At 67.2% G+C, this 23,753-nt stretch carries 24 protein-coding genes; 8 read left to right on the forward strand and 16 right to left on the reverse strand.

Annotated elements, in window-relative coordinates; genetic code table 11:
* Window positions 1-6: 6 nt before the first annotated feature.
* Complete coding sequence (locus H4P35_RS12760) at window positions 7-984, reverse strand: tripartite tricarboxylate transporter substrate binding protein (protein WP_056317597.1); 978 nt, start codon at window positions 982-984, stop codon at window positions 7-9.
* 119 nt (window positions 985-1,103) lie between these two features.
* On the opposite strand from H4P35_RS12760, the gene H4P35_RS12765 reads away from it, so the two are divergent.
* The gene (locus H4P35_RS12765; RefSeq protein WP_180099417.1) at window positions 1,104-2,060 is read left to right on the forward strand and encodes a LysR family transcriptional regulator; all 957 of its coding nucleotides are present in this window, start codon (window positions 1,104-1,106) and stop codon (window positions 2,058-2,060) included.
* Between the two features lie 22 nt (window positions 2,061-2,082).
* On the opposite strand, the gene H4P35_RS12770 is transcribed toward H4P35_RS12765, so the two are convergent.
* Window positions 2,083-2,694, reverse strand: a complete 612-nt coding sequence (locus tag H4P35_RS12770; protein ID WP_226849277.1) for a glutathione binding-like protein — start codon at window positions 2,692-2,694, stop codon at window positions 2,083-2,085.
* 151 nt (window positions 2,695-2,845) lie between these two features.
* On the opposite strand from H4P35_RS12770, the gene H4P35_RS12775 reads away from it, so the two are divergent.
* Window positions 2,846-4,009 carry a PQQ-dependent sugar dehydrogenase gene (locus H4P35_RS12775; protein ID WP_226849279.1) on the forward strand — a complete coding sequence of 388 codons (1,164 nt, stop codon included), beginning with the start codon at window positions 2,846-2,848 and terminating at the stop codon, window positions 4,007-4,009.
* Between the two features lie 5 nt (window positions 4,010-4,014).
* Window positions 4,015-4,653, forward strand: coding sequence for a glutathione S-transferase family protein (locus tag H4P35_RS12780; protein ID WP_180099420.1), 639 nt, complete (start codon window positions 4,015-4,017; stop codon window positions 4,651-4,653).
* A gap of 21 nt (window positions 4,654-4,674) precedes the next feature.
* Here the strand turns inward: H4P35_RS12780 and H4P35_RS12785 are convergent, their stop codons facing one another.
* Window positions 4,675-5,583 carry a DMT family transporter gene (locus H4P35_RS12785; protein WP_152384387.1) on the reverse strand — a complete coding sequence of 303 codons (909 nt, stop codon included), beginning with the start codon at window positions 5,581-5,583 and terminating at the stop codon, window positions 4,675-4,677.
* 59 nt (window positions 5,584-5,642) lie between these two features.
* Window positions 5,643-6,020 (reverse strand): DUF423 domain-containing protein, encoded by a 378-nt coding sequence (locus tag H4P35_RS12790; RefSeq protein ID WP_226849281.1) that lies wholly within the window; start codon window positions 6,018-6,020, stop codon window positions 5,643-5,645.
* Window positions 6,021-6,288: 268 nt separating this feature from the next.
* On the opposite strand from H4P35_RS12790, the gene H4P35_RS12795 reads away from it, so the two are divergent.
* The gene (locus tag H4P35_RS12795; protein ID WP_056318733.1) at window positions 6,289-6,759 is read left to right on the forward strand and encodes an antitoxin Xre/MbcA/ParS toxin-binding domain-containing protein; all 471 of its coding nucleotides are present in this window, start codon (window positions 6,289-6,291) and stop codon (window positions 6,757-6,759) included.
* Window positions 6,756-7,268, forward strand: coding sequence for an RES family NAD+ phosphorylase (locus H4P35_RS12800; protein ID WP_056317613.1), 513 nt, complete (start codon window positions 6,756-6,758; stop codon window positions 7,266-7,268). Before H4P35_RS12795 ends, H4P35_RS12800 begins: the two co-directional genes overlap by 4 nt.
* 59 nt (window positions 7,269-7,327) lie before the next feature.
* Here H4P35_RS12800 and H4P35_RS12805 read toward each other — a convergent pair whose 3' ends face one another.
* Window positions 7,328-8,389, reverse strand: a complete 1,062-nt coding sequence (locus H4P35_RS12805; RefSeq protein WP_226849282.1) for an alcohol dehydrogenase — start codon at window positions 8,387-8,389, stop codon at window positions 7,328-7,330.
* Window positions 8,390-8,402: 13 nt separating this feature from the next.
* Window positions 8,403-9,611: an ABC transporter substrate-binding protein gene (locus H4P35_RS12810; RefSeq protein WP_226849283.1), complete on the reverse strand. Its 1,209-nt coding sequence runs from the start codon at window positions 9,609-9,611 to the stop codon at window positions 8,403-8,405.
* Window positions 9,612-9,833: 222 nt separating this feature from the next.
* On the opposite strand from H4P35_RS12810, the gene H4P35_RS12815 reads away from it, so the two are divergent.
* A complete protein-coding gene (locus H4P35_RS12815; protein ID WP_223575568.1) occupies window positions 9,834-10,574 on the forward strand; it encodes an IclR family transcriptional regulator in 741 nt (246 codons plus the stop codon).
* A 31-nt stretch (window positions 10,575-10,605) separates the two neighbouring features.
* Here H4P35_RS12815 and rocF read toward each other — a convergent pair whose 3' ends face one another.
* Together rocF and rocD are read right to left on the reverse strand one after the other, a co-directional pair.
* Window positions 10,606-11,544 (reverse strand): arginase, encoded by a 939-nt coding sequence (rocF, locus tag H4P35_RS12820; RefSeq protein ID WP_226849285.1) that lies wholly within the window; start codon window positions 11,542-11,544, stop codon window positions 10,606-10,608.
* Between the two features lie 51 nt (window positions 11,545-11,595).
* Complete coding sequence (gene rocD, locus H4P35_RS12825; protein WP_218948917.1) at window positions 11,596-12,831, reverse strand: ornithine--oxo-acid transaminase; 1,236 nt, start codon at window positions 12,829-12,831, stop codon at window positions 11,596-11,598.
* Window positions 12,832-12,994: 163 nt separating this feature from the next.
* Here rocD and H4P35_RS12830 point away from each other — a divergent pair, with 163 nt between their 5' ends.
* Complete coding sequence (locus H4P35_RS12830) at window positions 12,995-13,816, forward strand: MetQ/NlpA family ABC transporter substrate-binding protein (RefSeq protein ID WP_152385489.1); 822 nt, start codon at window positions 12,995-12,997, stop codon at window positions 13,814-13,816.
* Window positions 13,817-13,828: 12 nt separating this feature from the next.
* Window positions 13,829-14,284 (forward strand): Lrp/AsnC family transcriptional regulator, encoded by a 456-nt coding sequence (locus H4P35_RS12835; protein ID WP_056317626.1) that lies wholly within the window; start codon window positions 13,829-13,831, stop codon window positions 14,282-14,284.
* 15 nt (window positions 14,285-14,299) lie between these two features.
* Here H4P35_RS12835 and H4P35_RS12840 read toward each other — a convergent pair whose 3' ends face one another.
* The 8 genes from H4P35_RS12840 to H4P35_RS12875 form a co-directional block, all read right to left on the reverse strand.
* Complete coding sequence (locus tag H4P35_RS12840) at window positions 14,300-15,469, reverse strand: metallophosphoesterase (protein ID WP_226849463.1); 1,170 nt, start codon at window positions 15,467-15,469, stop codon at window positions 14,300-14,302.
* A 108-nt stretch (window positions 15,470-15,577) separates the two neighbouring features.
* Window positions 15,578-16,798 (reverse strand): alpha-hydroxy acid oxidase, encoded by a 1,221-nt coding sequence (locus tag H4P35_RS12845; protein WP_226849287.1) that lies wholly within the window; start codon window positions 16,796-16,798, stop codon window positions 15,578-15,580.
* Window positions 16,799-16,905: 107 nt separating this feature from the next.
* Window positions 16,906-17,775 carry an archaetidylserine decarboxylase gene (gene asd, locus H4P35_RS12850; RefSeq protein WP_063954966.1) on the reverse strand — a complete coding sequence of 290 codons (870 nt, stop codon included), beginning with the start codon at window positions 17,773-17,775 and terminating at the stop codon, window positions 16,906-16,908.
* Between the two features lie 133 nt (window positions 17,776-17,908).
* On the reverse strand, window positions 17,909-19,540 hold the full coding sequence (locus H4P35_RS12855; RefSeq protein ID WP_056318739.1) for an ATP-binding cassette domain-containing protein: 1,632 nt from the start codon (window positions 19,538-19,540) through the stop codon (window positions 17,909-17,911).
* Window positions 19,541-19,809: 269 nt separating this feature from the next.
* Window positions 19,810-20,679 carry a CoA ester lyase gene (locus H4P35_RS12860; protein WP_226849291.1) on the reverse strand — a complete coding sequence of 290 codons (870 nt, stop codon included), beginning with the start codon at window positions 20,677-20,679 and terminating at the stop codon, window positions 19,810-19,812.
* 7 nt (window positions 20,680-20,686) lie between these two features.
* Window positions 20,687-21,409 (reverse strand): response regulator transcription factor, encoded by a 723-nt coding sequence (locus H4P35_RS12865; protein ID WP_226849293.1) that lies wholly within the window; start codon window positions 21,407-21,409, stop codon window positions 20,687-20,689.
* 321 nt (window positions 21,410-21,730) lie between these two features.
* Window positions 21,731-22,222: a hypothetical protein gene (locus tag H4P35_RS12870; protein WP_056317637.1), complete on the reverse strand. Its 492-nt coding sequence runs from the start codon at window positions 22,220-22,222 to the stop codon at window positions 21,731-21,733.
* A gap of 113 nt (window positions 22,223-22,335) precedes the next feature.
* On the reverse strand, window positions 22,336-23,469 hold the full coding sequence (locus tag H4P35_RS12875) for a 3-deoxy-7-phosphoheptulonate synthase (RefSeq protein ID WP_056317640.1): 1,134 nt from the start codon (window positions 23,467-23,469) through the stop codon (window positions 22,336-22,338).
* Window positions 23,470-23,753: the final 284 nt, after the last annotated feature.

Here is a 23,753-nt window from a genome sequence, read left to right on the forward strand (position 1 = left end):
GAATGCTCAGTCGAGTTTTTCGATGCCGGCGTTGTCGATGATCTGCTGCCACTTGGCGGTTTCGCGATCGATCAGCTGCTTGAACTCGGCGGGCGAACCGGATGCCGGTTCGGCGCCTAGCGTGGCCAGGCCCTGGCGCACTTCCGGCGCCTGCAGCGCCTTCTGGATGGCGGCGTTCAGCGTGGCGACCACGTCATCGGGGGTGCCCTTGGGCGCCACGACGCCACCCCAGGCGACCGTCTCGTAACCCTTCAGGCCGGATTCGTCCAGCGTCGGCACGTCGGGCATCAGCGACAGGCGCTTCAGGCTGCTGACGCCGATGGCGCGGACCTTGCCGCTCTTGACGAGCGGTGCGGCTTCCGAGGTGTTGACGAACAGGTAGTCCAGGCGGCCGCCAAGCAGATCCTGGATGGCGGCGGGGCCGCCGTTATAGGGGATGAACATCACGTCCAGCTTGGCCATGCTCTTGAACAGCTCGCCGCCCATGTGGCCGGTGGTGCCCACGCCCGAGGCGCCGTACGACAGGCGGCCCGGCTCGTTGCGGGCGCGGTCGATTAGGTCCTGCACGCTCTTGATGGGCGATTCGGCCGGCACGATCAGCGCGTTGTAGAGGTCGAACATGTGCGCGACCGGCGTCAGGTCCTTGTCCACGTCGTACGGCAGGCGCTTGAAGAGCGAGCGGTTGACCGCCAGCGTGTTGATGTTGCCGTAGCCGACGGTATAGCCGTCCGGGGCGGCGCGCTTGATGAGCGCGATGCCGATGTTGCCGGCCGCGCCGGGGCGGTTCTCGACGACCATCGTGGCGCCGGTGTCGCGGGCCATCTGGGTCGTGATCAGGCGCGACAGCACGTCGGGCGAGCCGCCGGCGGCGGACGGGACCACGAAGGTGATGGGCTTGTCGGGATAGCCGGCGGCCGAGGCAGCGCCGATGAAGGCGACGCTGAGCGCCGCCATGGAAAGACTGCGAAGGAGCGTGCTGCGCATGATGGATTTCCCCTGGTTTTGTTTTGTGGAGCGGGCAGATTACACCTGGGCATGCGGCACTGCGTCATCGAAAAATGTCTCAAACCTATAATCCCCCGTTATCGGAATAGGGGAAAAAAATGGATGCGGATGCGTATGCCGACGAGGTCGGCCCCAGCGCCGGAAGGCCACTGAACTTGCGTCAGATCGAGGTGTTCCGCGCGATCATGATGGCCGGTTCGATCAGCGGGGCGGGGCGCATGCTGCATGTGTCGCAGCCGGCGGTGAGCCGGGTGCTGGCGCTGACGGAAAGCCGCCTGGGCTACCGGCTGTTCGAGCGGGTCAAGAGCCGGCTGTCGCCCACCGCCGAGGCCCGGCGCCTGTATGCCGAGGTCGAGCAGGTGTATGGCGGCATTCAGCGGGTGAACGACCTTGCCGCCAGCCTCGGCCAGTCGGGCGCGGGGATGCTGAAGATCGTGGCCAGCGCCAGTTTCGGGCAGCGTCTGATCCCGATGGCGCTGGAGCGGTTTCGCGGCCGCAATGCAGGCGCGCGCGTGGATTACCGCAGCGTGACTTTCGACGAACTGGCGGCGTATTTCCTGTCGGGTCAGGCCGACATCGGCATTTCCATGCAGCCGCCGGATCACCCCAACCTGACGTCCGTGCGGCTGGCGCGCGTGCCGGTGGTCTGCGTGCTGCCGCCCGGGCATCCGCTGGCCAGTCATGAGGTGGTGCTGCCGGAAGACTTTTCGTCGGCGGCGTGGATCGGCTATCCGCGCGACACGCCGCTCGGCCGCGCGCTGCAGCCATTTTTTGGAGACGGCCCGCGCTGCGCGGCGGCGGTCGAGGTGCATTCGCCGGTGACGGCCTGTTCGTTCGTGCAGCAGGGGCTGGGACCGGCACTGGTTGACGCGTGGTGCGTCACGCCGGACCAGGCCGCCCACATGGCGCTTCGCCCGATCGAGCCCGAGGCCAGCGTGGAGATCTGGGCGACGCATTCCAACCTGAGCGCGCCGCCCTTGCTGGCGCGGCGCTTTTTGGCCGCCGTGAAAAAGATCCTGGAAAGCGAGACGCTGCCCGGCGCGGCGCCTGCGTAGGCGAGCCGGGCAGCGGCAGCCGTTACAGGCCTTCGGCCTTCAGCGCGGCCTGCACGCCCGCGTCGGCCTGCATGCGGTCGAAGAACGCCTGCAGATGGTTCAGGCCGGACAGGTCGATTTCCTTTGCGTGAGCCCAGCGCAGCACGACAAACAGATACGCGTCCGCCACAGACGGCGCGGCGCCGGCCAGATAGGACTTGCCCGCCAGTTGCGCATCCAGCTGCCCGAACAGCTTGGTCAGAAGCGCCGACGCGGAGGCCGCCAATTCCTTTTGCGCGCCTTCGTCCTTCAGGTAGCGCTGCGCGCCGAACAGCAGCGAGAAGGTCTTGTGGACGTCGGAGTTGATGAAGCCGACCCAGCGGCGCACTTCCGCGCGCGAACGCGCGGTGCCGTCGCCCATCAGGGGGATTTCCGGGGCCTGTTCGGCCAGGTATTCCAGGATGGCGACATTCTGCGTGAGGGTCCAGTCGCCATCGGTCAGCGCGGGCACGGCGCCCAGCGGATTGATCCGCAGAAACTCCGGCTCCTTCAGCGCTTCACGGCTGAGTTTGTGCGTCTCGTACGGCTTGCCGATCCACTCGAGGACGATGTGGGAAGCGAGCGAGCACGCGCCGGGCATGTAGTACAGTTTCATCTGGTCGAGTCTCCTGAGAGCAAGAACGGGAGAGCTCCCGTCCGTGGGCGCTATGGTAAGCCAACCGGGTGTGCCAATTGCGAGCGGCCCCCGCGTCTCACTGTCATGCCTTGCGCGCCTGCTTTTCAATCTGTCGCCGCCGGAGATGTCCATGCAGTCACGCACCGCCGCGAGCACGCGCGCAATTCCCCTGATCCTGTTCTTGGCCGTGGCCTTTGCGGCCGCGCCCGCCGTTGCACAAGCCTCGCAGGAACCGCCGTCGGCGCCCGCCCGGGTGACACCCGTCGTCGGCGGCCTGGACCACCCCTGGTCCATGGCGTTCCTGCCCGATGGCGGCATCCTGATCACCGAACGGCCCGGGAACCTGCGGCTGCTGCGTACGCCCGGCGGGCTGTCCAAGCCGCTCTCTGGCGTGCCGCAGGTTGCTGCGCGCGGGCAAGGGGGACTGCTGGACGTGGCGCTGTCGCCTGACTTTGCGACCGACCGCTACGTGTACCTGGCGTATGCGGAGTCGGATGGCGACAAGAGCGGCACGGCCGTGGGTCGCGGGCGGCTGGCCGATGACGCCAGCGGCCTTGAGGGATTCAAGGTGCTGTTCCGCCAGGAGCCCAAGCTGTCGTCCGGCCAGCATTTCGGATCGCGCCTGGTGTTCGACGGCAAGGGCTACCTGTATATCGCGCTGGGCGAGAACAATCAGCGCCCGACGGCACAAGACCTGGACAAGCTGCAAGGCAAGGTCGTGCGGCTCAAGACGGATGGCTCCGTGCCGGCGGACAACCCCTTTGTGGGTAAGCCGGGCGCGCGCCCCGAGATCTGGTCATACGGCCATCGCAATCCGCAGGGCATGGCGCTCAATCCCTGGACTGGCGAGCTCTGGGAAAACGAACACGGGCCGCGTGGCGGCGACGAGATCAATGTCGTGAAGCCGGGCAAGAATTACGGCTGGCCGCTGGCTACCTACGGCATCAACTATTCGGGCTTCGCGATTCCGGAAGCCAAGGGCGAAACCTTGCCGGGCATGGAACCGCCGATCCATTGGTGGCCGAAATCCCCCGCCATCAGCGGCATGGCGTTCTATGACGCGGACCGGTTTCCGGTCTGGCGCAATTCGCTCTTCATCGGCGCGCTGGGCAATCAGAATCTCATCCGCCTGACCGTCGACGGCAATCGCGTGGTCGAGAAGGAGCGGCTGCTGGTCGACCGCAAGCGGCGGATTCGGGACGTGCGGCAGGGGCCGGACGGTTATGTGTATGTGCTGACGGACGCCTCGCCTGGCGAATTGCTGCGGGTGGCGCCGGCCGAAACGGGAGGGTGACGGCCATGAAATCCTACGAGCTCATCGGGTCCGCGGGTTGCGGCTCGGCCATTGTCGAGATGGCGCTGGTGCTGGCCAATGTGCCGCACACGCTGACGGATGTGCCATATCTGAAGCCGGGGCCCGAGCGGGACCGGCTTTTGCATCTGAATCCGCTGGGGCAGGTGCCCACGCTCATCCTGCCCGACGGCGAGGTGATGACCGAAAGCGCGGCGATGATCCTGCACCTGAACGATGTGGCGCCGCAGGCCGGGCTGGCGCCCCCGCCGGACAAGCCGGAGCGGGCGCATTTTCTTAACCTGTTGATGCGGCTGGTGTCGGCGGTATATCCCACCTTTACCTACGGCGATGAGCCCGCGCAATGGACGACGCCGGGCGCGGGGGCCGACCTGCTGCGTGAGCGCGTGCACACGCGCCGCGCCGAGCTGTGGCAGGAGCTTGAACGCCAGGCCGGCGCGCCGCACATGCTGGGGCGGCGCTTTTCGGCGCTGGACCTGTATGTGACGGTCATGACGCACTGGCGTCCGGGACCGTCGTGGTTCGGCGCCATGTGCCCGGCGCTGACGGCGGTGGCGCGCGAGGCCGAACAAGAGCCGAACGTCGCAAAGGTGTTGCAGCGGCACTTTCCGCCGCCCACCGAATAGTGCTGGCGGGCAGGGCGGTCGTCAGCGCGCGGCGCGGCGCCGCGACTTGCCCCGCGCCTCGCGAACGGCGATGTACACGCCGCTGCCTGCAATGAAGACGGCGCCCAGGTACGCGTAGGCGTCGGGCGCCTCGCGCCAGAAGATCCATCCCAGGATCGTGGCCCAGACGAGGCCCGTGTAGTCAAAGGGGGCGACGACGGACGCCGGTCCGATACGGAATCCCTGCGTGATCAGCGTCAGTCCCAGCGTGCTGAACAAGGCCACCGCGCCGAAGTACGGCAGGTCTTCGGCGGCCGGCGCGCGCCAGACCCACGCCAGCCCCAGCGAGCTCCACACCAGTTGGCCCAGCACGATGTAAAAGGTGATGGTCAGCATGCCTTCGGCGCGGTTGATGCCGCGCGCCGTGATCATCATGACCGCGTAGAGCAGGGCGGTGGTCAGCGGCAGCAATGTGGCCGCCTGAAAGGCCTGCGTGCCGGGACGCACCACGATCAGCACGCCCGCAAAACCCGCCAGCACGGCTAGCCAGCGCTTGCCGTCCACGCGTTCCTTCAGGATCAGCACGGAAAGCGCCGTGACGAATAGCGGCGCGGCGAACGCGATGGCGGTGGTCTCGGCCAGCGGCAGCGCCTGCAATCCCAGGTAGAAGCAACTGGCCGAGATAACGTTGATGGCGCCGCGCGTCAGGTGCAGTCCGGGATGCATCGTACGCAGCACGCGGCGGCCGCCCAGCCATAACGCCAGCGCGGTCACGAAAGGCAGCGCGATCAGCGCGCGCATGAAGAGGATCTGCAGCGGGTTGTACGTTGCGCCCAGCCATTTGGCGCTGGCGTCGCTGAGGGTCAGAAAGAAGATGCCGCCCGCCACGCAGGCAATGCCTGCGGCGGCGGAGTGTTCACGGACGGCGGGTAATGCGGTGGTTGGGGACATCAGAGACCTGCAAGGGCGGCGGTTCCTGCCGCCGGGAATGAATGACGGGAAGTACGGGTTCAGGGCTGCGCGCGGTAGGCAGCCCAGGCGACCATGGCCCACGCGGCCAGGAATGCCGTTCCGCCAAACGGCGTGACGGCGCCCAGCCAGCCTTTGCCGGTCAGCGTCAGCACATACAGGCTGCCCGAAAACAGGACGATGCCGACAAACATCACGACGCCTGCCGCCGACAGCAGGGGCGAGGCGAAACGCGCGCCGAGCAGCGCGATGACGAAAAGGCCCAGGGCGTGGACCAGGTGGTACATCACGCCGGTCTGCCAGACGGCCAGCATTTCTGGCGTCAGGATGCGCTTGAGGCCATGCGCGCCGAAGGCACCGGCGCCCACCGCCACCATGAGATTGAGCGCCGCGAGTATCGTGAGCTGCCGGTCCGTCATTGCCTGTCCTTGAGAGAAATGCGAGGGGGGTAAATTTGCCGCCGCCTATGATAGGCCGAAACAGGGGGCGTGACGGGCGGCGCGCCGCGTCCAACGGGAGCGCCGCCGCCTGGCACTGCGATGGCGGGTATGTCCTGTGGAGGCGGCCGGCAGCGCCTTGCGCGGGAATTTCCAAATGGGATATTATAAATTCAATTTGGTAATTCAGCCGCTCATGGCGTGGCCGGTTCCCCGGTTTGCCGCCCGTGCGCGGCGCCCGGAGCAGACCATGACCATCGCCCTTGCCGATAAATCGCCGACCAAGCGCGGCGCCACCGCCAAGCGTCCGCCGCGCGCCCGGCAGCTGTTTCGCGGCCTGGTCGACAGCCCCCTGACCGACATCGCGCGCGACGTGCATCGCGGCCTGCCTGCGCAGATGGTCGACGATGCGGCTGATTATCTGCAGGTCCCCAAGTCCGAGATCATGGCCATCACGGAGGTCAAGGCGGCGTCGCTGTCGCGGTGGACGCGTGAAGGCCAGGCGCTCCCGCTGGGGGAATCGGACCGGCTTGCCCGCGTCGCCCGCGTGGTGCGCGTTGCGCGCCAGGTGCTGGGCAGCGACGAGGAAGCGGTGCTGTGGCTGAATACGCCCGTGCCCGCGCTGGGCAACGTCAAGCCGCTGTCGCTTCTGACCTCGGACGCCAGCAGCCGCATCGTCGAAGACACGCTTGCCCGAGCCGCAGCGGGCGTCTACGCATGACGGACTACGTTTCGCTCTGGCGCATCGGCACCACGGCGGGCAAATACCGGGCGGACGACCTGAGCGGCGCGGGCGCAGCCGCCGTGGGCGGACGCTACAACAGCCCGGGCACGCCAGTCGTGTATGCCTCGGCCAGCGTCGCGCTGTCGGTGCTGGAAACGGTGGTGCACTTTGCCGCGCGCGCGTCCCAGCAGGCGAACCGCTACCTGATTGAACTGGCCGTGCCCGCTGCCGTCTTCGAAGCGCGCCAGTCGCTGTCGCTGGCGCAGCTTCAGGACGACTATCCGTTCTGGGATGCGGTGCCCTTCGCGGAGGCCTCGCAGGCCGTGGGCGATAACTGGGTGGCGTCTGGCGTATCGGCGCTGCTGGAACTGCCCAGCGCCATCGTCCCGTATCGCGGCGTGCCGGACTGCAACTTTCTCGTCAACCCGGCGCATCCGGATGCCGAGCACATCGTGGTGGTGCGGCGCGAACGCTTCATCTACGATCCGCGCCTGCGGCCCGCATAGCTTTCAACACACGACGCGCCCGATGCCGGGCGCGCCGCATCGGAATGACCGCGGCTGGGTCAATCGACCGTCAGCACGGCGCGTCCCACGACCTTGCCTTCGCGCAGCGAGGCCAGCACACGGTCCGCCTCGGCCAGCGCATGGCGGTGGACCGGCATGGGCGGCACCTTGCCCGCCCTCACCAGTTCCATCAGTTCCTTCAGTTCGGTCAGGTTGCCCACGTAGCTGCCGATGATCGACAGCGCCTTCATCGGAATCAGCGCGATCGGCCAGGTCGAGCCGCCGCCGAACAGGCCCACGATGATGAGCTTGCCGCCCTTGGTCAGGAAGTCGAACGCGAGCGAGGTGGTGGCGGGCGCGCCGACCAGGTCGATCGCGGCCTGCACCGGCTTGCCGCCCGCGGCCTTCATGATCTGCTGCGCGGCGTCGGGCGCGGCGCCGTCGATGGCCGCCAGCGCGCCCGCGTCCAGCGCCGCCTGCCGCTTGGCCGGATCGATATCGACGACGATGGCGCCCGCGCCGCCTAGTGCCTTGATGAGGGTCAGGCTCATCAGGCCCAGTCCGCCCGCGCCGAAAATCACCACGGGATGTTCGCGGTAGACGTCCGCGCCGATCTTCTTCAATGCGGAATACGTCGTCAGGCCCGAGCACGCGTAGGGCGCGATCTGCGCGGGATCGAGGTCGCCGATGTCGATGAGGTAGCGGGGATGCGGCACCAGGATGTGGTCGGCGTATCCGCCGGCGCGATGCACGCCCAGGCAGGCCGGCGCGGTGCAGTGGTTTTCCATGCCGGCCGCGCACGAGGCGCACTTGCCGCAACCGATCCACGGATAGACGAGGTAGTTGCGGTCGGTGGCAAGCCCTTGCGCGTCGGGCCCGGCCGCCACGACGGCGCCGACTGTTTCGTGGCCCATCGTCAGCGGCAGCGACACGCCGCGGTCCTTGAGCGACAGGGTGCGTCCCTGGCCGAGGTCGTAGCCGCCTTCCCACAGGTGGATATCGCTGTGGCATACGCCGGCCGCGCGCACCTTTAGCAGCACCTGCGTCCCCTGCGGGGTGGGCGTGGGCTGATCCATTTCCTGCAAGGGCTCGCGGAAATTGACGACGCAATAGCACTTCATGGTTGTCTCCTTTCTATTTCTTGACCAGGGGGCATTCGCTGTCGGCGAGCGACACGAAGACCTTTTCGCCGGGCACCGTGGACAGGATGCGGTAGTAGTCGTTCGGGTACTTGGACTCGGCGGGCTTTTTCACCTCGACCAGATACAGGTCCATGATGACGCGGCCGTCTTCGGGGCGCACCCGGGCATTCTTTATCAATTTGGTCGTGATGGGCAATTCCCGCATCTTCTGGTTGACCGCCGCGCCGTCGAAGCTGCCCGCAGCCTGCGCGGCTTGCAGGTAGTGAGTGGTGGCCACGTAGCTCAGGGCCTGGACGATGGACGGCGCGCGCGTGACGCCCATCTTCTTCTGCCAGCGCTGCGTCCACGCGCGGGTGTCCTCGTCCGCGTCCCAGTAGAAGCCGGTGGGAAAGGTGAGGCCCTGCGCGACGGGCAGGCCCATCGCGTGGACGTCGTTGATGAACGTCAGGAACGTCAGCATGCGCTGCTTGCCGCCCGCCAGCCCGAACTCCTGCGCTTGCTTGATGAGATTGACCAGGTCGCCGCCGGCGCTGGCCAGGCCCACGACGTCGGCCTTGGACGACTGGGCCTGGACCAGGAACGAGGCAAAGTCCATGGCGCCCAGCGGGTGGCGCGTGCTGCCCACGACCTTGCCGCCGGCGCGCTCGACAAAGCGCGAGGCATTGCTTTCCAGCGATTTGCCGAACACGTAGTCGGTGGTGATGAAATACCAGCTCTTGCCGCCGCCCTCGACCACGCTCTTGACCACGGCGTTGGCCAGCGCGTAGTTGTCCGGCGCCCATTGCGTGCTGAGGTTGCTGCATTGCTTGCCGCTGAAATCGCCGGCAAAGCCGCCGCTGATGAGCGCGGTGCCGCCTTTCTCCCGGGCGACGCCCTGGGCCGCGAGTCCGGCCGAGCTGGCGCCGCCGTCAACCACCGCGACCAGGTTCTGGGTGTCGAACCAGCGGCGAACCAGGGCGGAGGCCACGTCGGCCTTGTTCTGGTTGTCCGCGCCGACCACCTCGACGGTCTTGCCTGCGACCTTGCCGCCAAAGTCTTCCACGGCCATGCGTACGGCCGTCTCGGACCCGAGCCCTCCCAGGTCGGAATAGATGCCGGAACGGTCGTTGGATACGCCCAGCCGCACGACGTCGGACTGGGCCTGCGCCGCGCAGGCGGCCAAAGTGGCGGCCAAGGCCGCCAACACGGGTTTGATACGCATCTGTCTGTCTCCCAACCCTGGAATGGGCCGTTTTATTGATCTGTCGGATGACGCGGTAACTCGGGAAGGCGGCGCCGGTGCTCCAGCCGGCTGAAATTTATTTCATATTGGTGAATGTAAATTCCTGTGCAAGAATTTAGGTACCTGTCCATGAAAAGTCAACACGGTGGAACACCCTAGTCCGCGTGGACAGAATCCGTTGCCGCGAAGGAGGGAGACGCCGTGGAAGTCAAGCTGGTTGCCCGCACGCTGGAGCTGCTGGAGCTGTTTGCGCAGACCCGGCGTCCCATGCCGCTCACCGAACTGGCGCAGGGCCTGGGCGCGCCGATGTCCAGCTGTCTGGCCCTTGTGCGCACGCTGGTGGCCCGTGGCTATCTGTACGAGGTTCGGCGCCGCGCCGGGTATTACCCGACGGCCAAGCTGCACGGCCTGGCCGCGCAGATCCTCACGGGCGATCCGTGGCTGGACCTGGTGCGTCCGCGTCTTGCCGCGCTGCGCGACGCCGCGAACGAGACCGTGATGCTGGGCAAGATCCAGGACGGCGCCGTCGTGTTCCTGGACGTCGTGGAATCCACCCAGCCGGTGCACTATGCCGCGCGTGCGGGCGAGCGGCGGCCGCTGCACACCAGCTCGGTCGCCAAGGCCATTCTGGCGCGCTTGCCCGCCGCCGAGCGCGAGCAGGTGCTGGCCGCGGCGCAATACACCCGCTACACGGACCACACGCTGACCACGCGCGAAACCCTGCTGGCCGATGTGGAGCGCGCGGCCGCGCAAGGCTGGGCGTCGAACGTGGGCGAGAGCGTCGTCGACCTGACCGGTCTGGCGGTGGCGCTGGATCTTGGGGGCGAATGGTATGCGCTATGCGTGGCGGGCCCCACGCCGCGCGTGTGGACGCAGCGCGAGGAAAACCTGCTGCATCTGCGCGAGGCGGCAGAGGCCATCCGCCGCGACCGCGAGGGGTAGTAGTGCGCCGGTCCAGCGCGCTCGCGGCACTTCAGGGCCCCCGGCGCACCAGCGTGGATTTGCCGAACAGGCTTTCGATAAGGTCCACCGCCAGCTCGGCCGTCCGGTTGCGCACGTCGAGCGCGGGATTCAGTTCCACCACGTCCAGCGAACGCATGAGACCGGTGTCGGCAATCATCTCCATGCAAAGCTGCGCTTCGCGATAGGTGGGGCCGCCCATTACCGTGGTGCCGACGCCCGGCGCGATCTCGGGGTCCAGAAAGTCGACGTCGAAGCTCACGTGCAGGTGCGTGTCGGCGTCCAGGCCGGCCAATGCGGCCTGCATGGTGGCGCGCATGCCCATCTCGTCCAGGTAGCGCATGTCGAAGACCTCGAGGCCAGCCTCGTGCAGCAGGCGCTTTTCGCCCGGGTCGACGCTGCGGATGCCGATCTGGCGCACGCAGGACGGCTCGATGTCCGGGCATTCGCCGGACATGCCGATCAGCGGCGCCGGCCCGTTGCCGCACAGGCAGGCCACGGGCATGCCATGCAGGTTGCCGGTGGGCGTCAGCGCATGGGTGTTGAAGTCGGCGTGGGCGTCCAGCCACAGCACGCGCAGTTTTTTGCCTGCGGCGCGGCAATGGCGCGCGACGGCGCTGACCGAACCGATTCCCAGGCTGTGGTCGCCACCCAGCAGCACCGGCAGGCGGCCCGCCGCCAGTTCCTCGTGAACCGCATCGTGCACGGCGCGGTTCCACGCCGTCACTTCCTCCAGATGCCGGTAGCCGTCCGCGGGCGGCAGCCAGGGGTTGGCCGGTCCGTACAGGTTGCCGCGGTCGCGGACCTGAAAACCCAGCGCTTCGATGACCGGGCCCAGGTCCGCGACGCGCAGCGCTTCCGGGCCCATCGAGGCGCCGCGGGCGCCGGCGCCGATGTCGGTCGGCGCGCCGATCAGGGTGACGTCGGTGGGCAGGGTGGGGGTATTCGTCAATTCGCGTGCTCCGTGTTGCAGTTCAAGACTTGCCATGCGCGGGTGTGAACGTCAGGCGGCCGACAGCACCGCCGCCAGTTGATCGCACGCCCAGTCCACCTCGTCACGCGTGACGATGAGCGGCGGCGACAGGCGCAGGGTATGGCCGTGGGTGTCCTTGACCAGCAAGCCCCGCGCCTGCAAGCGCTCACACCACAGGCGTGCGCCGCCGGCGTCCGGCTCCAGTTCGACGGCCAGCATCAGGCCGCGTCCGCGGACCTCGCGCACCGGACCGGGCAGGGCGCGCAGGCGCTCCAGGAAGTGGGCGCCGACCACGGCCGCGTTTTCGATCATGCCTTCCTCGGTCAGCACCCGCAATGCGGCGCGCGCGATGGCGCACGCCAGCGGATTGCCGCCGAAGGTGCTGCCGTGCTGGCCGGGCTGGAACACGCCAAGCACGTCCGCGTTGGACAGCACGGCGGATACGGGATAGAAGCCGCCCGACAGCGCCTTGCCGATGAGGGTGACGTCGGCCTCGATGCCCTCGTGTTCCTCGGCCAGCAATTTGCCCGTACGCCCCAGACCGGTCTGGATCTCGTCCAGGATCAACGTAATGCCGCGCTCCGTGCAGCGCTGGCGCACGCGGCTGAAATAGCCCGGCGGCGGCAGCACGACGCCGGCTTCGCCCTGGATCGGCTCGACCAGGAAAGCGACGGTGCGGTCGCTGATGGCGGCGTCAAAGGCCTCAAAATCGCCGAACGGCACGACCTTGAAGCCGGGCGCGAACGGACCATAATGGCCATAGGCGTCGGGATCGGTCGAAAACCCCACGATGCCCAGCGTGCGCCCATGGAAATTGTTGGCGCACACGATGATCTCGGCCTGGCCCTCGGGCACGCCTCGTATCTCGTAGCCCCACTTGCGCACCGCCTTGATGGCGGTTTCGACGGCCTCGGCGCCGCTGTTCATCGGCAGGATCTTGTGGGCGCCCGTCAGGCGCGCCAGGTCTTCGTAAAAGCCCGCCATCTGGTCATGGCGGAACGCGCGCGAGGTCAGTGTGAGCTTTTGCGCCTGCTCGGTCATGGCGGCCAGGATGCGCGGGTGGCAGTGGCCCTGGTTGACGGCGGAGTACGCGGCCAGGCAGTCCATATAACGGCGGCCGTCGACGTCATGGACCCAGACGCCGCTGCCGCGCGCCAGCACGACATCCAGCGGATGGTAGTTGTGCGCGCCCAACTGGTCTTCGATGCGGTCGCGGCGGCTGGCCGCTGACTGCGCGCTGGGCTGTGGGGTCATCACGGCACTCATGAACGTCTCCCAAGGGCGTACTCAGGCAATCTTAGCGCCGCCGGGGCGGCTTGGCATTGCCATTGCGTGACAAAGGCCTTTCTGGGGCCTGCGGCGCCAGGTGCTGCACAATAGCGCCTGTGCCGGACCGTCGTCCGGCGTTCCGATTCTGTGGATGGCTGACATGCTTGTGCACCAATTGCTTAAGAAATTGACGCGGGGGGCCGCGGTGGCGGCGCTGGGATTGGCTGTGATTGCGCCCGCAGCCGCGCAGGAACAGCCCCTGCGCATCGGCGTCATCGCCAGCGTGGCCAACGAAGCCACCGAATTGGCCATTGCCGAGGCAAAGCAGCAGGGTCTGGACGTCAAGCTGGTGGAATTCAACGACTGGGTGCTGCCCAACATCGCGGTGGCCGATGGTTCGGTGGACGCCAACTTCTTTCAGCATGCGCCGTTTCTTGAACTCTTCAACCAGCGGCGCGGCGCCAACCTGCAACCCATTGCGTACGGCTATTCCACGACCATCGGGCTCTTTTCCAAGAAGCTGAAAAAGGGCGATCCGGTGCCCGAGGGCGCCACGATCGCAGTGCCCAACGACCCGGTCAACACCGGCCGCGCCTTGCTGCTGCTGCAGTCGATGGGGCTCATCACGCTCAAGCCGGGTGTGGCGCATCAGGCCAGCCTGGAGGACGTGGTGGCCAATCCGAAGAAGCTCAAGTTCGTGCAGATCGAAGGCTCGCAGTCGGCCCGCACGTTCGACGATGTGACCGCGTCGGTCACCTACACGACCTTCGCCAAGCAGGCGGGCCTGAACGAAAAGGACGGCCTGGCCTTTGACAATACCGACCCGGACAGCATCCGGCGCTACGCCATCCGCTGGGTAGCCAAGCCCGAAAAAGCGCAGGATCCGCGCCTTTTGAAGTTCATCGCCATTTATCAGAACTCGCCCGAAGTGAAGGCCACCCTCAAGCGTCTTTACGGCGACCTCATTTCCTTCCCCTGGTAAGGGGGCATTCCCATGTCTGACCTCGATGACCGCGACCGGAAACTCTTGACGCTGTTGGCCGACGACGCCACGCCCAGCTATGCGGAGCTGGGCAAGCTGCTCAACCTGTCGGCGCCCGCCGTGCACGAGCGGGTCAAGCGGCTCAAGCGCGACGGCCTCATCAAGGGCATTGCCGCCAAGCTCGATGGCGCGAAGATGGGCCGGCCGCTGCTGGCCTTCGTGCATGTGGACACGATCAACTGGACCATCACCCAACAGGTGCTGGGTCTGGCCGAACTGAACGAAGTCGAAGAGATCCACACCATCACGGGCAAAAGCGCCATGCTGCTGAAGGTAAGGGTGCGCGACACCCAGGCGCTGGAACTGCTGCTGGCCCGCATCCATCAGATCGAAGGCATCAGCAACACTACCAGCGACATCGCGCTGACCAGTTATCTGGAACGCGGACCGCTGCCCGAGGCGGCCTGAGCGACCGCCTTGCGGTCAGCGCGACGAAGCGGTGCGCAGCCGCAGCCGCGTGATCTCAGACGGCGCCCACAGGCGCTTTGGCGGGCCCCAGTAACCGGTGCCGCGGCTCGTGTAGACCCACATCTTTCCCAGCCGGTGCAGCCCGGCGGTGAAGGGCTGCTGGAACCGCACGAAGAATCCCCACGGAAAGAACTGCCCGCCATGGGTATGGCCGGAGAGCTGCAGCGTGTAGCCCGCCGGCTCGGCCGCGGGCGCGCTGCGCGGCTGGTGCGCAAGCAGGATCCGGACCGCGGCGTCGGCGGGCGCGCCGGCCAGCGCCGCCCTTGGATTGCTGCGCTGATGCGGATCGTAGGCCCCGGCGCTGTAATCCGTGACGCCCGCCACCACAACGGGCAAGCCCGACGGATGGATCACGGCGTGTTCGTTCAGCAGGACGCGCAGGCCGAGGCGGCGGAATTCCGCAATCCACGGGGCCGCGCCCGAATAGTATTCATGGTTGCCGGTGACCAGGTACACGCCAAAAGGCGCGCGCAGTTCGCCCAGCGGCCGGGACTGGTCGGCAAGCTGCTCGACGCTGCCGTCGACCACGTCGCCCGTGATGGCGATCATGTCGGGCAGCTGTTCGTTGACCGCGTCGACGATGGCCTGGACATAGCGGCGCTTGATGGTCGGACCGACGTGGATGTCGCTGATCTGCACGATGGTGAAGCCGTCAAGATCCTGCGGCAGGCCGGCAATGGGCACGTCCACGTCGACCACGCGTGCGCGCCGCCGCGCGTTGTAGAAGCCCGCCAGCGTGCCGGCCAGCGCAAGCACGATGACTGTCCATGCGCTGGCGCGCCGCAGTTCGGTCCAGGGCAGATTGGCGCCCGCCGCCAGGTTGCCCAGCCACAGGATCAGTAGAAGCGCGTCGCGCAGCACCGTCAGCACGAACAGCGACGAGAACAGCCCCATTGCCAAAAGGCCGACCCAGGCGATGCGGTCCCCCCATGGCGGATTGACGGAAGAACGCGCCAGCATGCCCATCGGGATCAGCACGCACGACAGCACCAGGAAAAGAATGGCGCCTGCGTCGCCTTCGCGGCCAAGCAGCAGATCGGGAATCAGGCGGGCGCCGACGTACACATGGGCGAGGGCGCCCAGGGTCAGGAACCGCAGGAAGAATGAGGATTGGCGCAGGGACACGGCAGCGGGCAGGCGCGCCGCGGAAGGACGCGCAGGAAACCAGGGAACCGTCATTCTATGCCCCGCCGGCGCGTGGCGCGTGGCGCGTTGCACTGTGCGCGGGCCTGGTCAGGCCGGCAGTTCGCCATCGCGGCAGATGAGGCTGGCGTCCATCTCATCAAGCCGGTTGATGCCCAGCATCGCCATGTTGCGGTCGACCTCGGCGCGCAGCAATCCGATGGCGTGCGCGACGCCCGCCTGTCCGCCCACCGCCGCGGCGTAGTTGAACGGGCGGCCGACGAACACGCAGCGCGCGCCCAGCGCAAGCGCCTTGAGCACATCCGTGCCGCGCCGCACGCCGCTGTCCATCATCACCGTCATCGCGCCTGCTTGCGCCACCACGCCCGGCAGCGCGCGCAGCGGCGAGATCGCGCCATCAAGCTGGCGCGCACCGTGGTTGGACACGATGATGCCGTCCGCGCCGTGCTGGCGGGCCAGCGCCGCATCGCGTGGATGCAGGATGCCCTTGATGATGAGCGGGCCCGGCCATTGCCTGCGGATGCGCGCGACATGCTCCCAGCTGAGGTGGTCGCGCGCCGTGAAGTCGCGCAGCACCGACGCGGAGACGATGGGTGCGCCACGCGTGGCAAAGGAATTTTCAAAGTGCGGCATGCCGTGCGCCAGCAGCGTGCGCAGGAACGTGCCGGCCAGCCAGCGCGGGCGCGCCAGGCCGTCCAGCGCCAGTCGCAGGCTGGGCTTGAGCGGCGTGGAAAACCCCGTGCGCACGTTGTTCTCGCGGTTGGCGGACACGGGGATGTCGACGGTCAGCACCAGCGTCTCGAAGCCCGCGCGCCGCGCGCGTTCGATCAGCGCATCGATCTTGGCGGGATCGCCGGGCAGATAGGCCTGGAACCAGGTGCCGGGTGCTTCTTCAATGACGGCTTCAAGCGGGATCAGCGACGTGCCGCTCAGGATTGCGGGGACGTTCTGCTCGCGCGCCGCGCGGGCCAGCACGATGTCGCCCCGGTAGGCCGACAGCGCGCTGATGCCCATGGGCGCGATGCCAAACGGCGACGCGTAGGTGCGGCCGAACAGTTCGGTCTGTTGCGTGCGGCGCGAGACATCGACCAGGACGCGCGGGGTGAACGCGTACTGGGCGAACGCGTCGCGGTTGCCTTTGAGGGATTGGTTGTCTTCGGCCGCGCCAGCGATGTAGCCGAAGATGGGTCGCGGCAGCCGGCGGCGCGCGGCAGTCTCGAAATCGTCCAGGGAAAGCATGCGCCCCAGTGCGCGGGAAAGGGGACGGGCAGTGGCGCGAGGCGCGGCGGCGGGCAGGGCGGTCGTGGTCATGGCGGGCCGGTAAAAGCCCGTAATCTAACAACGCCTGTTTGCGGCTGAAAGCGAATAAAACAAAAGCCGTTTGTTCGCTCCAGGCGAAAAAGCGGCATCAGGGTGATTTACACCTGGACGGGCAGCGCCAGCAGTTCGCCCATGCGTACCGGACCCAGCACGGACGGCGTGTCGGCCCAGCGGATCTTGTCCGGCCCGAACAGCACGATGGCCGTGGAGCCCAGCTTGAAACGGCCCATTTCGGCGCCTTTCTCGAGATGGATGGGCGCGCGGGCGGCTGCGTCGTAGCGCACGGACTTGATGCGGCGCTTGTACGGCGTCACTAGACCCGCCCACACGGTTTCGATGGACGCCACGATCATCGCGCCCACCAGCACGACCGCCATGGGACCGTGTTCGGTATCGAAGATGCAGACCACGCGCTCGTTTCGCGCGAACAGGCGCGGCACGTTGCGGGCGGTCAGGGGATTGACGGAAAACAGACGGCCCGGCACATGGATCATTTCGCGCAGTGTGCCGGCGACGGGCATGTGCACGCGGTGATAGTCCTTGGGCGACAGGTAGATGGTGGCGAACTGTCCGCCCTGGAAGGGCGCGGCGCGCTCGGTGTCGCCGCCCAGCAGGTCGGCAAGCCCGTAGCTGTGACCCTTGGCCTGGAAGATGCGGCCCTGTTCGATGGCGCCCATCTGGCTGATGGCGCCGTCGGCCGGGCACACCACCGCGCCCGGCTCTTCGTCCAGCGGCCGCGCGCCGTCTTTCAGCGCACGCGTGAAGAAGTCATTGAAGCAGTCGTAGGCCAACGGGTCTTCTTGCAGCGCCTCGCTCATGTTCACGCCGTACTTGCGGACGAAACGCGAGATCATCCAGTTCTTCACCGCGGGCTCGCGGCAGTCCGATGCGTATCCGAAGAAGCGCGACACCAGGTGGTGCGGCGCGAGATACTGGCTGGCAAGAAAAAGTTGGTCTTTGATAGGCATCTAGGGCGCTAAAAAACGCGTCCCGCATGCAGCGGGACGTGGTTGAAGGTGCCGCGCGGGCCAGGTTGAAGCTGGAGTCCGGCAATTCGGCGCGATTGTAACGCGGTTGGCCGGACGCGGCGCGCAAAAACGCTTAGGCGGCCTTGGCGGCCAGCTTGGTCTTGTAGAGCCAGTCCTTGTAGTCGTCCAGGTCGCCATCGAACGGGTTGACCTTGCCGTCGGCCACGATGATGAACTGGTCGGTGGTGGCGCGCAGCAGGTGGCGGTCGTGCGAGACGAGCACCAGCGTGCCTTCGAACTGCGCCAGCGCGTCGGTCAGGGCCTCGCGGGTTTCCAGGTCCAGGTGGTTGGTGGGTTCGTCCAGCAGCAGCAGGTTGGGGCGTTGCCACACGATGAGCGCGAGCGCCAGGCGCGCTTTTTCGCCGCCGGAGAAGGGGGCGATGGAACTGGTGGCCATCGTGCCGTTGAAGTTGAAGCTGCCCAGGAAGTTGCGCAGTTCCTGTTCGCGCACGGTGGGTGCGATCTTGGTCATGTGCCACAGCGGCGATTCATCGTGGCGCAGCATCTCGACCTGATGCTGGGCGAAGTAGCCGATGGACAGACCCTTGTTGAACTGCGTCTCGCCGGCAAGCGATTCGATCTCGCCGGCAATGGTCTTGATGAAGGTCGACTTGCCCGCGCCGTTGATGCCCAAGAGACCGATGCGCTGGCCCGCCTGCAACGAAAAGTTGATGCCCGACACGATGATCTTGTCGGAGACGGCTTCGGTGGCTTCGTCCTCGATGCGATAGCCCGCGCTGACCTTGTCCATCGTCAGCAGCGGATTGGGGGCGCGCAGCGGCTCGCGGAACTCGAACGAGAATTCGGCGGCGGCGCGCAGCGGCGCCACTTCTTCCATGCGCGCCAGGGCCTTGATCCGGCTCTGCGCCTGCCGCGCCTTGCTGGCCTGCGCCTTGAAGCGGTCGATGAACGATTGCAGGTGCGCGCGCTGGCGCATCTGCTTTTCCATCATGCCTTGCGCCAGTTCAAGCTGCGCGGCGCGCTGGCGCTCGAACGACGAGTAATGGCCGGAGTAGCGCTTGAGCTTGCGTTCGTCGATGTGGACGATCACGTTCACCACGCCGTCCAGGAAGTCCCGGTCGTGCGAAATGACGATGAGCGTGCCCGGATAGCGCTTGAGCCAGTCTTCGAGCCAGATGATCGCGTCCAGATCCAAGTGGTTGGTGGGCTCGTCGAGCAGCAGCAGGTCGGATGGACACATCAGCGCCTGCGCGAGGTTCAGGCGCATGCGCCAGCCGCCGGAAAAACTCGTGAGCGGCAGGTGCATCTGCGCCTGCGTGAAGCCCAGGCCGGTCAGCAACTGCTCGGCGCGCGAATGCACCGTGTAGGCATCGGCGTCGGCCAGCGCGGCGTAGATCTCGCCCATGCGCAGACCGTTCTCCGCGCTTTCCGGCTCGGCTTCCAGCGCGGCCAGTTCCGCTTCCAGCTTGCGCAGCGTGGTGTCGCCGTCAATGGCGTATTCGATGGCGGGGCGATCCAGCGCGGGCGTCTCCTGCGCGACGTGCGCCACGCGCCACGACGCGGGATAGTCCAGGTCGCCCTGGTCGGCGTGCAGCGTGCCGCGCAACAGGCCGAACAGACTCGACTTGCCCGCGCCATTGGCGCCGATGAGGCCGATCTTGTCGCCGGGGTTCAGAAGCAGGTCGACCTTGTCGAGCAACGGCTTGACGCCGCGCATGAGTGAAACTTGTTGGAAGCGGATCATGACTACGAAACGGGATGGCGCGACGGGCGCGCGGCAAGGCGCCGGCCAGCGGCGCGGTGCAAAGGGCGGAAAGCGGGGCGGGAGGGCGCGCGCAACATGCGCGCCGGCGCGAAGCATGAACGGAATGGAAGCAACCCAACTCCGAACGCGAGGGGGGATTGTACCTGGGCGGGCAGCTCCGGGCGGGCGGCTCCGGGCGGGTAGCTCCAGGCGCGCACCTTCGGCCCCGCAGGCCGCGCCGCGCAGCCGGCGTTGCCGCACGGCCGCGTTTAAGCCGCGCCGATCGCCTGCGCCAGCGCCAGCACGCGCTCGGCCTCTTGCGCGTGCAGGTTCTCTACCAATGCGCCGTCCACGACCGCGACGCCCTTGCCCTCGGCCTGCGCCGCGGTCCATGCCTCGAGGCGCCGGCGTGCGGTGTCCAGTTCCTCGGGCGTCGGCGCGAAGGCCGCGTTCGCGGCGGCGATTTGCCGCGGATGGATCAGCGTCTTGCCGTCAAAGCCTTGATCGCGGCCTTGCCGGCATGCGCCTTGCAGCCCGGCGTCGTCGTTCAGGTCCAGGTGCACGCCGTCCAGCACGGCCAGGCCGTGTGCGCGGGCCGCCATGACGGCAAGCGAGCGCGCCAGCAGCGTCTCGTCGCGAGAAGGCGTGTGACGCGCGTGCAGGTCCTTGACCAGATCCGATGTGCCGACGACGATGGCGGCCAGCCGTGCGTGGCCGCCCGCAATGGCGTCCAGACGCAGAAAGCCAAGCGGCGTTTCGGCCATGGCCCACAGCGGCAGGTCGGCGGGCGCGCCTGCCGCGTCCAGCGCCTGCGCCAGCGCCGCCAACTGGGCCGGACTCTCGACCTTGGGCAGCAGCACGGCATCGGCGCCGGCCTGCGCAATGGCGCGCACGTCGTCCAGGCCCCAGGGCGTATCCAGTGCGTTGACGCGCACGATGCATTCGCGCCGGCCGTAGCCGCCTTCCCGGAGCGCGGCGGCAACCTGTGTCCGGGCCTGCGCCTTGGCATCGGGCGCCACCGCGTCTTCCAGGTCCAGGATCAGCGCGTCCGCATCGAGCGTGCGCGCCTTGTCGAGCGCGCGCGCGTTGGCGCCGGGCATGTAGAGAACGGAACGGCGGGGGCGGGGCGGGGCGGTCATGGCGGTCTCAGGATTTGGGCAGGCTGCCCACGATGGTGACGGGCGTGGTGCAGACATAGCCCACGCCATAGACGGTGCGTATGCCCAAGTCGCCGCCGGCCAGCGCGCGCAGCTTGCGCCGCAGCCGGTGCATGTGGGCATCCAGCCGATGCGTGTCGTAGGCCTCGACGCTTGCGCCCAGCGCTTCGACGAGGCGCGCGCGCGTCAGCGGCAGCGGCGCGGCCTGGATCAGCGCGCCGATCAGCCGGCTTTCGGTGTCGGTGATGTCGACGCTGACTTGGCTGGGCGTGGTCAACGTGCGGCGCGCCGGGTCAAAACGCCAGGCGTCCGACTGCGCGTCCTCGGTGTCGGCGGCCGGCACGACGCGCAGGCGCCGGGACAGCGCCACCAGGGTGGCCCCCAGCTCGGCCAGGTTCACGGGCTTGGTCAGGTAGTGGTCGGCGCCCAGGCTCAGGCCCGATACCTTGTCTTCGCTCAAGAGCCGCCCGGTGAGCATGATGATGCCCATCGACGGATACGTGGTGCGCAGGTGCGATACGCGCGCCAGCCCGTCGCCGTCCGGCAGCATGGCGTCCAGCACGAGGATGGCGGGGGTGACGGTAAGCAGCAGGCTGTCCAGCTCGGCCAGCGAGCCCGCGGTGAGGATGGCTTTGTCCAGGCCCAGGTCCTGGATGTACTCGGCGATGGAATCGCGCCAATCTCCGTGGTCGTCGACGACGATGATCGTCACGGCGCGGCGCGCTTGCGCGCTCCTCGGGCGAACAGGGATGTTCTCGTCATGCTATGAATTCGATAGGGGGCCGCGTGCGCGCGGAAATCAGGGGATGACGGTGTGCGTATCCCGCGTGCTTGCGCGCAGAATATCATCCCCGCCGTTGCGGCGGCGCGTCATGGATCAAGGATGCGATCCAGACCGTGGGCAAAAAGGGGCTGGTCAAAAATTGCGCAGCCCGGTGCGCATCGCCCGAAAGGCCATCAGCCGTGCGTTTGCGTTTTTCTTATCCACAAATTCTGTGGATAAGAAAAACAGCGCGGATACCGTCCTGGCCGACTAAGGGAGTAATTCGACCGGCACGCCATCGGGCACTTTGCGCATCCGATCGCGTTCGATCCGGCCCGGTGCAAAGCGCGTCTTGCGCGCAGCAGCATTTTGCAGCAGCACCGACAGCACCGAACCCTTGTCCTGGATCCATCGCGTCTTGCCCCGCAACAGCTTCACCGCGTTCTCGGCCGTCCCCAGGCGGTAGGACATGGCGTTGATCTCGATGGAGGATTTGCCGTTGAACAGCGATTCGTCGATTTCGGTGATGGCGGCCGCATCGAGATTGTTGCTTTCGTGGTCGATCCGGTACACGTACTTGAAGCCGTGAAACGGATCCTGCACGACGATGAGTTTTTCCGATCCGGAAACGTCGGACATCATGCCGAGGATGCGCGACTCAACCATCTGGTTGCCGCGTTGTTCTTCGGTGTAGATGAAAATGCTGTGGCGCACGGGGGGCGATGCGGCCGGCGCGGCCGCGACAAGGCGAGAACGATCCATACCTGAGCGAAGGGAAGCGGGGAGGGGTCGAGAGACCCCGAAGCCCCGCATGATACCAATTGTTTCAGGAGTGTGCTGTAACAGCGGCGGCCGGCCGCTGCCCGGCAACAGGATCAGCCGCGGGCGGCCAGCTTTTCGCGGCGTTGGCGCACGGCCAGCGCCAGCGCTGCCAGCACGGGCTCGGTCTGCGTCCAGCCCAGGCATGCGTCGGTAATGGAGACCCCGTGACGCAGCGGCTCGCCGGGCTTGAGGTCCTGGCGGCCTTCCTCGAGGTGGCTTTCGATCATGACGCCGGTGATGCGGCTGTCGCCCTGGGCGACCTGGGCGGCGATGTCGTTGGCCACGTCGATCTGGCGCACGTGCGACTTGTTGGAGTTGGCGTGCGAACAGTCGATCATGACCTGTTCGCGCTGGCCGGCCTTGCGCAGGGCAGCGCAACACGCGTCCACGCTGGCGGCATCGTAGTTGGGGCCTTGCTTGCCGCCGCGCAGGATCACGTGGGTGTCCTGATTGCCGCGGGTTTCGAAGATGGCGGCCATGCCCATCTTGGTCATGCCCATGAACGCATGCTTGGCGCTGGCGGCGACCATGGCGTCGGCTGCGATCTGCACGCCGCCATCGGTGCCGTTCTTGAAGCCCAGCGGGCAGCTCAGGCCGGAGCTGAGCTGGCGATGGCTGGGGCTTTCGGTCGTGCGCGCGCCGATGGCGCCCCACGCGATCAGGTCGGCGATGTACTGCGGGCTGAGCAGGTCCAGGAATTCGGTGGCAATCGGCAGACCCAGGCCGCCGATGTCCAGCAGCAGCTCGCGGGCGCGGCGCAGGCCTTCATTGATGCGGAAGCTGCCGTCCAGGCGCGGGTCGTTGATGTAGCCCTTCCAGCCGACGGTGGTGCGGGGCTTCTCGAAATACACCCGCATGACGATCAGCAGATCCTTCTTGTGCTCGTCGGCGGCGGCGCGCAGCTTGCGCGCGTACTCCATGGCCTGCGCGTGATCGTGGATGGAACATGGGCCCACGACCAGCACCAGCCGGTCGTCCCGGCCGTGCAGCACGTCCGCGATCTCGGCGCGGCTTTGCTCGACGAGGTTCTGGATGCTGGGCGACACCGGCAGTTCGTCCTGCAGCAGCGCAGGCGAGATCAGCGGGCGCACCGCGCTGATGCGGGTGTCGTCGGTGCGGGTGTTGTCCTGGGTGGCGTCGGCGGCGCCGACCTCGCGGTCGTGCAGGGGGTCGTCAATGCGGGTCAAGGGAAAGCTCCGTGCCGTAGATGCGGGAAAGTCCGCCATTATCGCACCCGCGGACGGTGGAGGCGGATGGGTGGCATCGCCACGGCCGCTTGCGGGGACAGGCCCCAATGTATGGAGCCGGACGGCGGATAATCCGGCGGCTACGTCTATCGGCGGCGAACTGAATTAACCCGTTATCGATAAGGACACTTTTCGCGCGGATGCCTTAGCATTGATGCACGCTCTCAGCAGGCCGGCGCTGCCGGCCAGCAGCAGGCGCAGGCGGGGGCCGCGCACGGCTTCTT

This window comes from Achromobacter sp. 77, from assembly GCF_020541125.1.
Classification (GTDB): domain Bacteria; phylum Pseudomonadota; class Gammaproteobacteria; order Burkholderiales; family Burkholderiaceae_B; genus Achromobacter; species Achromobacter mucicolens.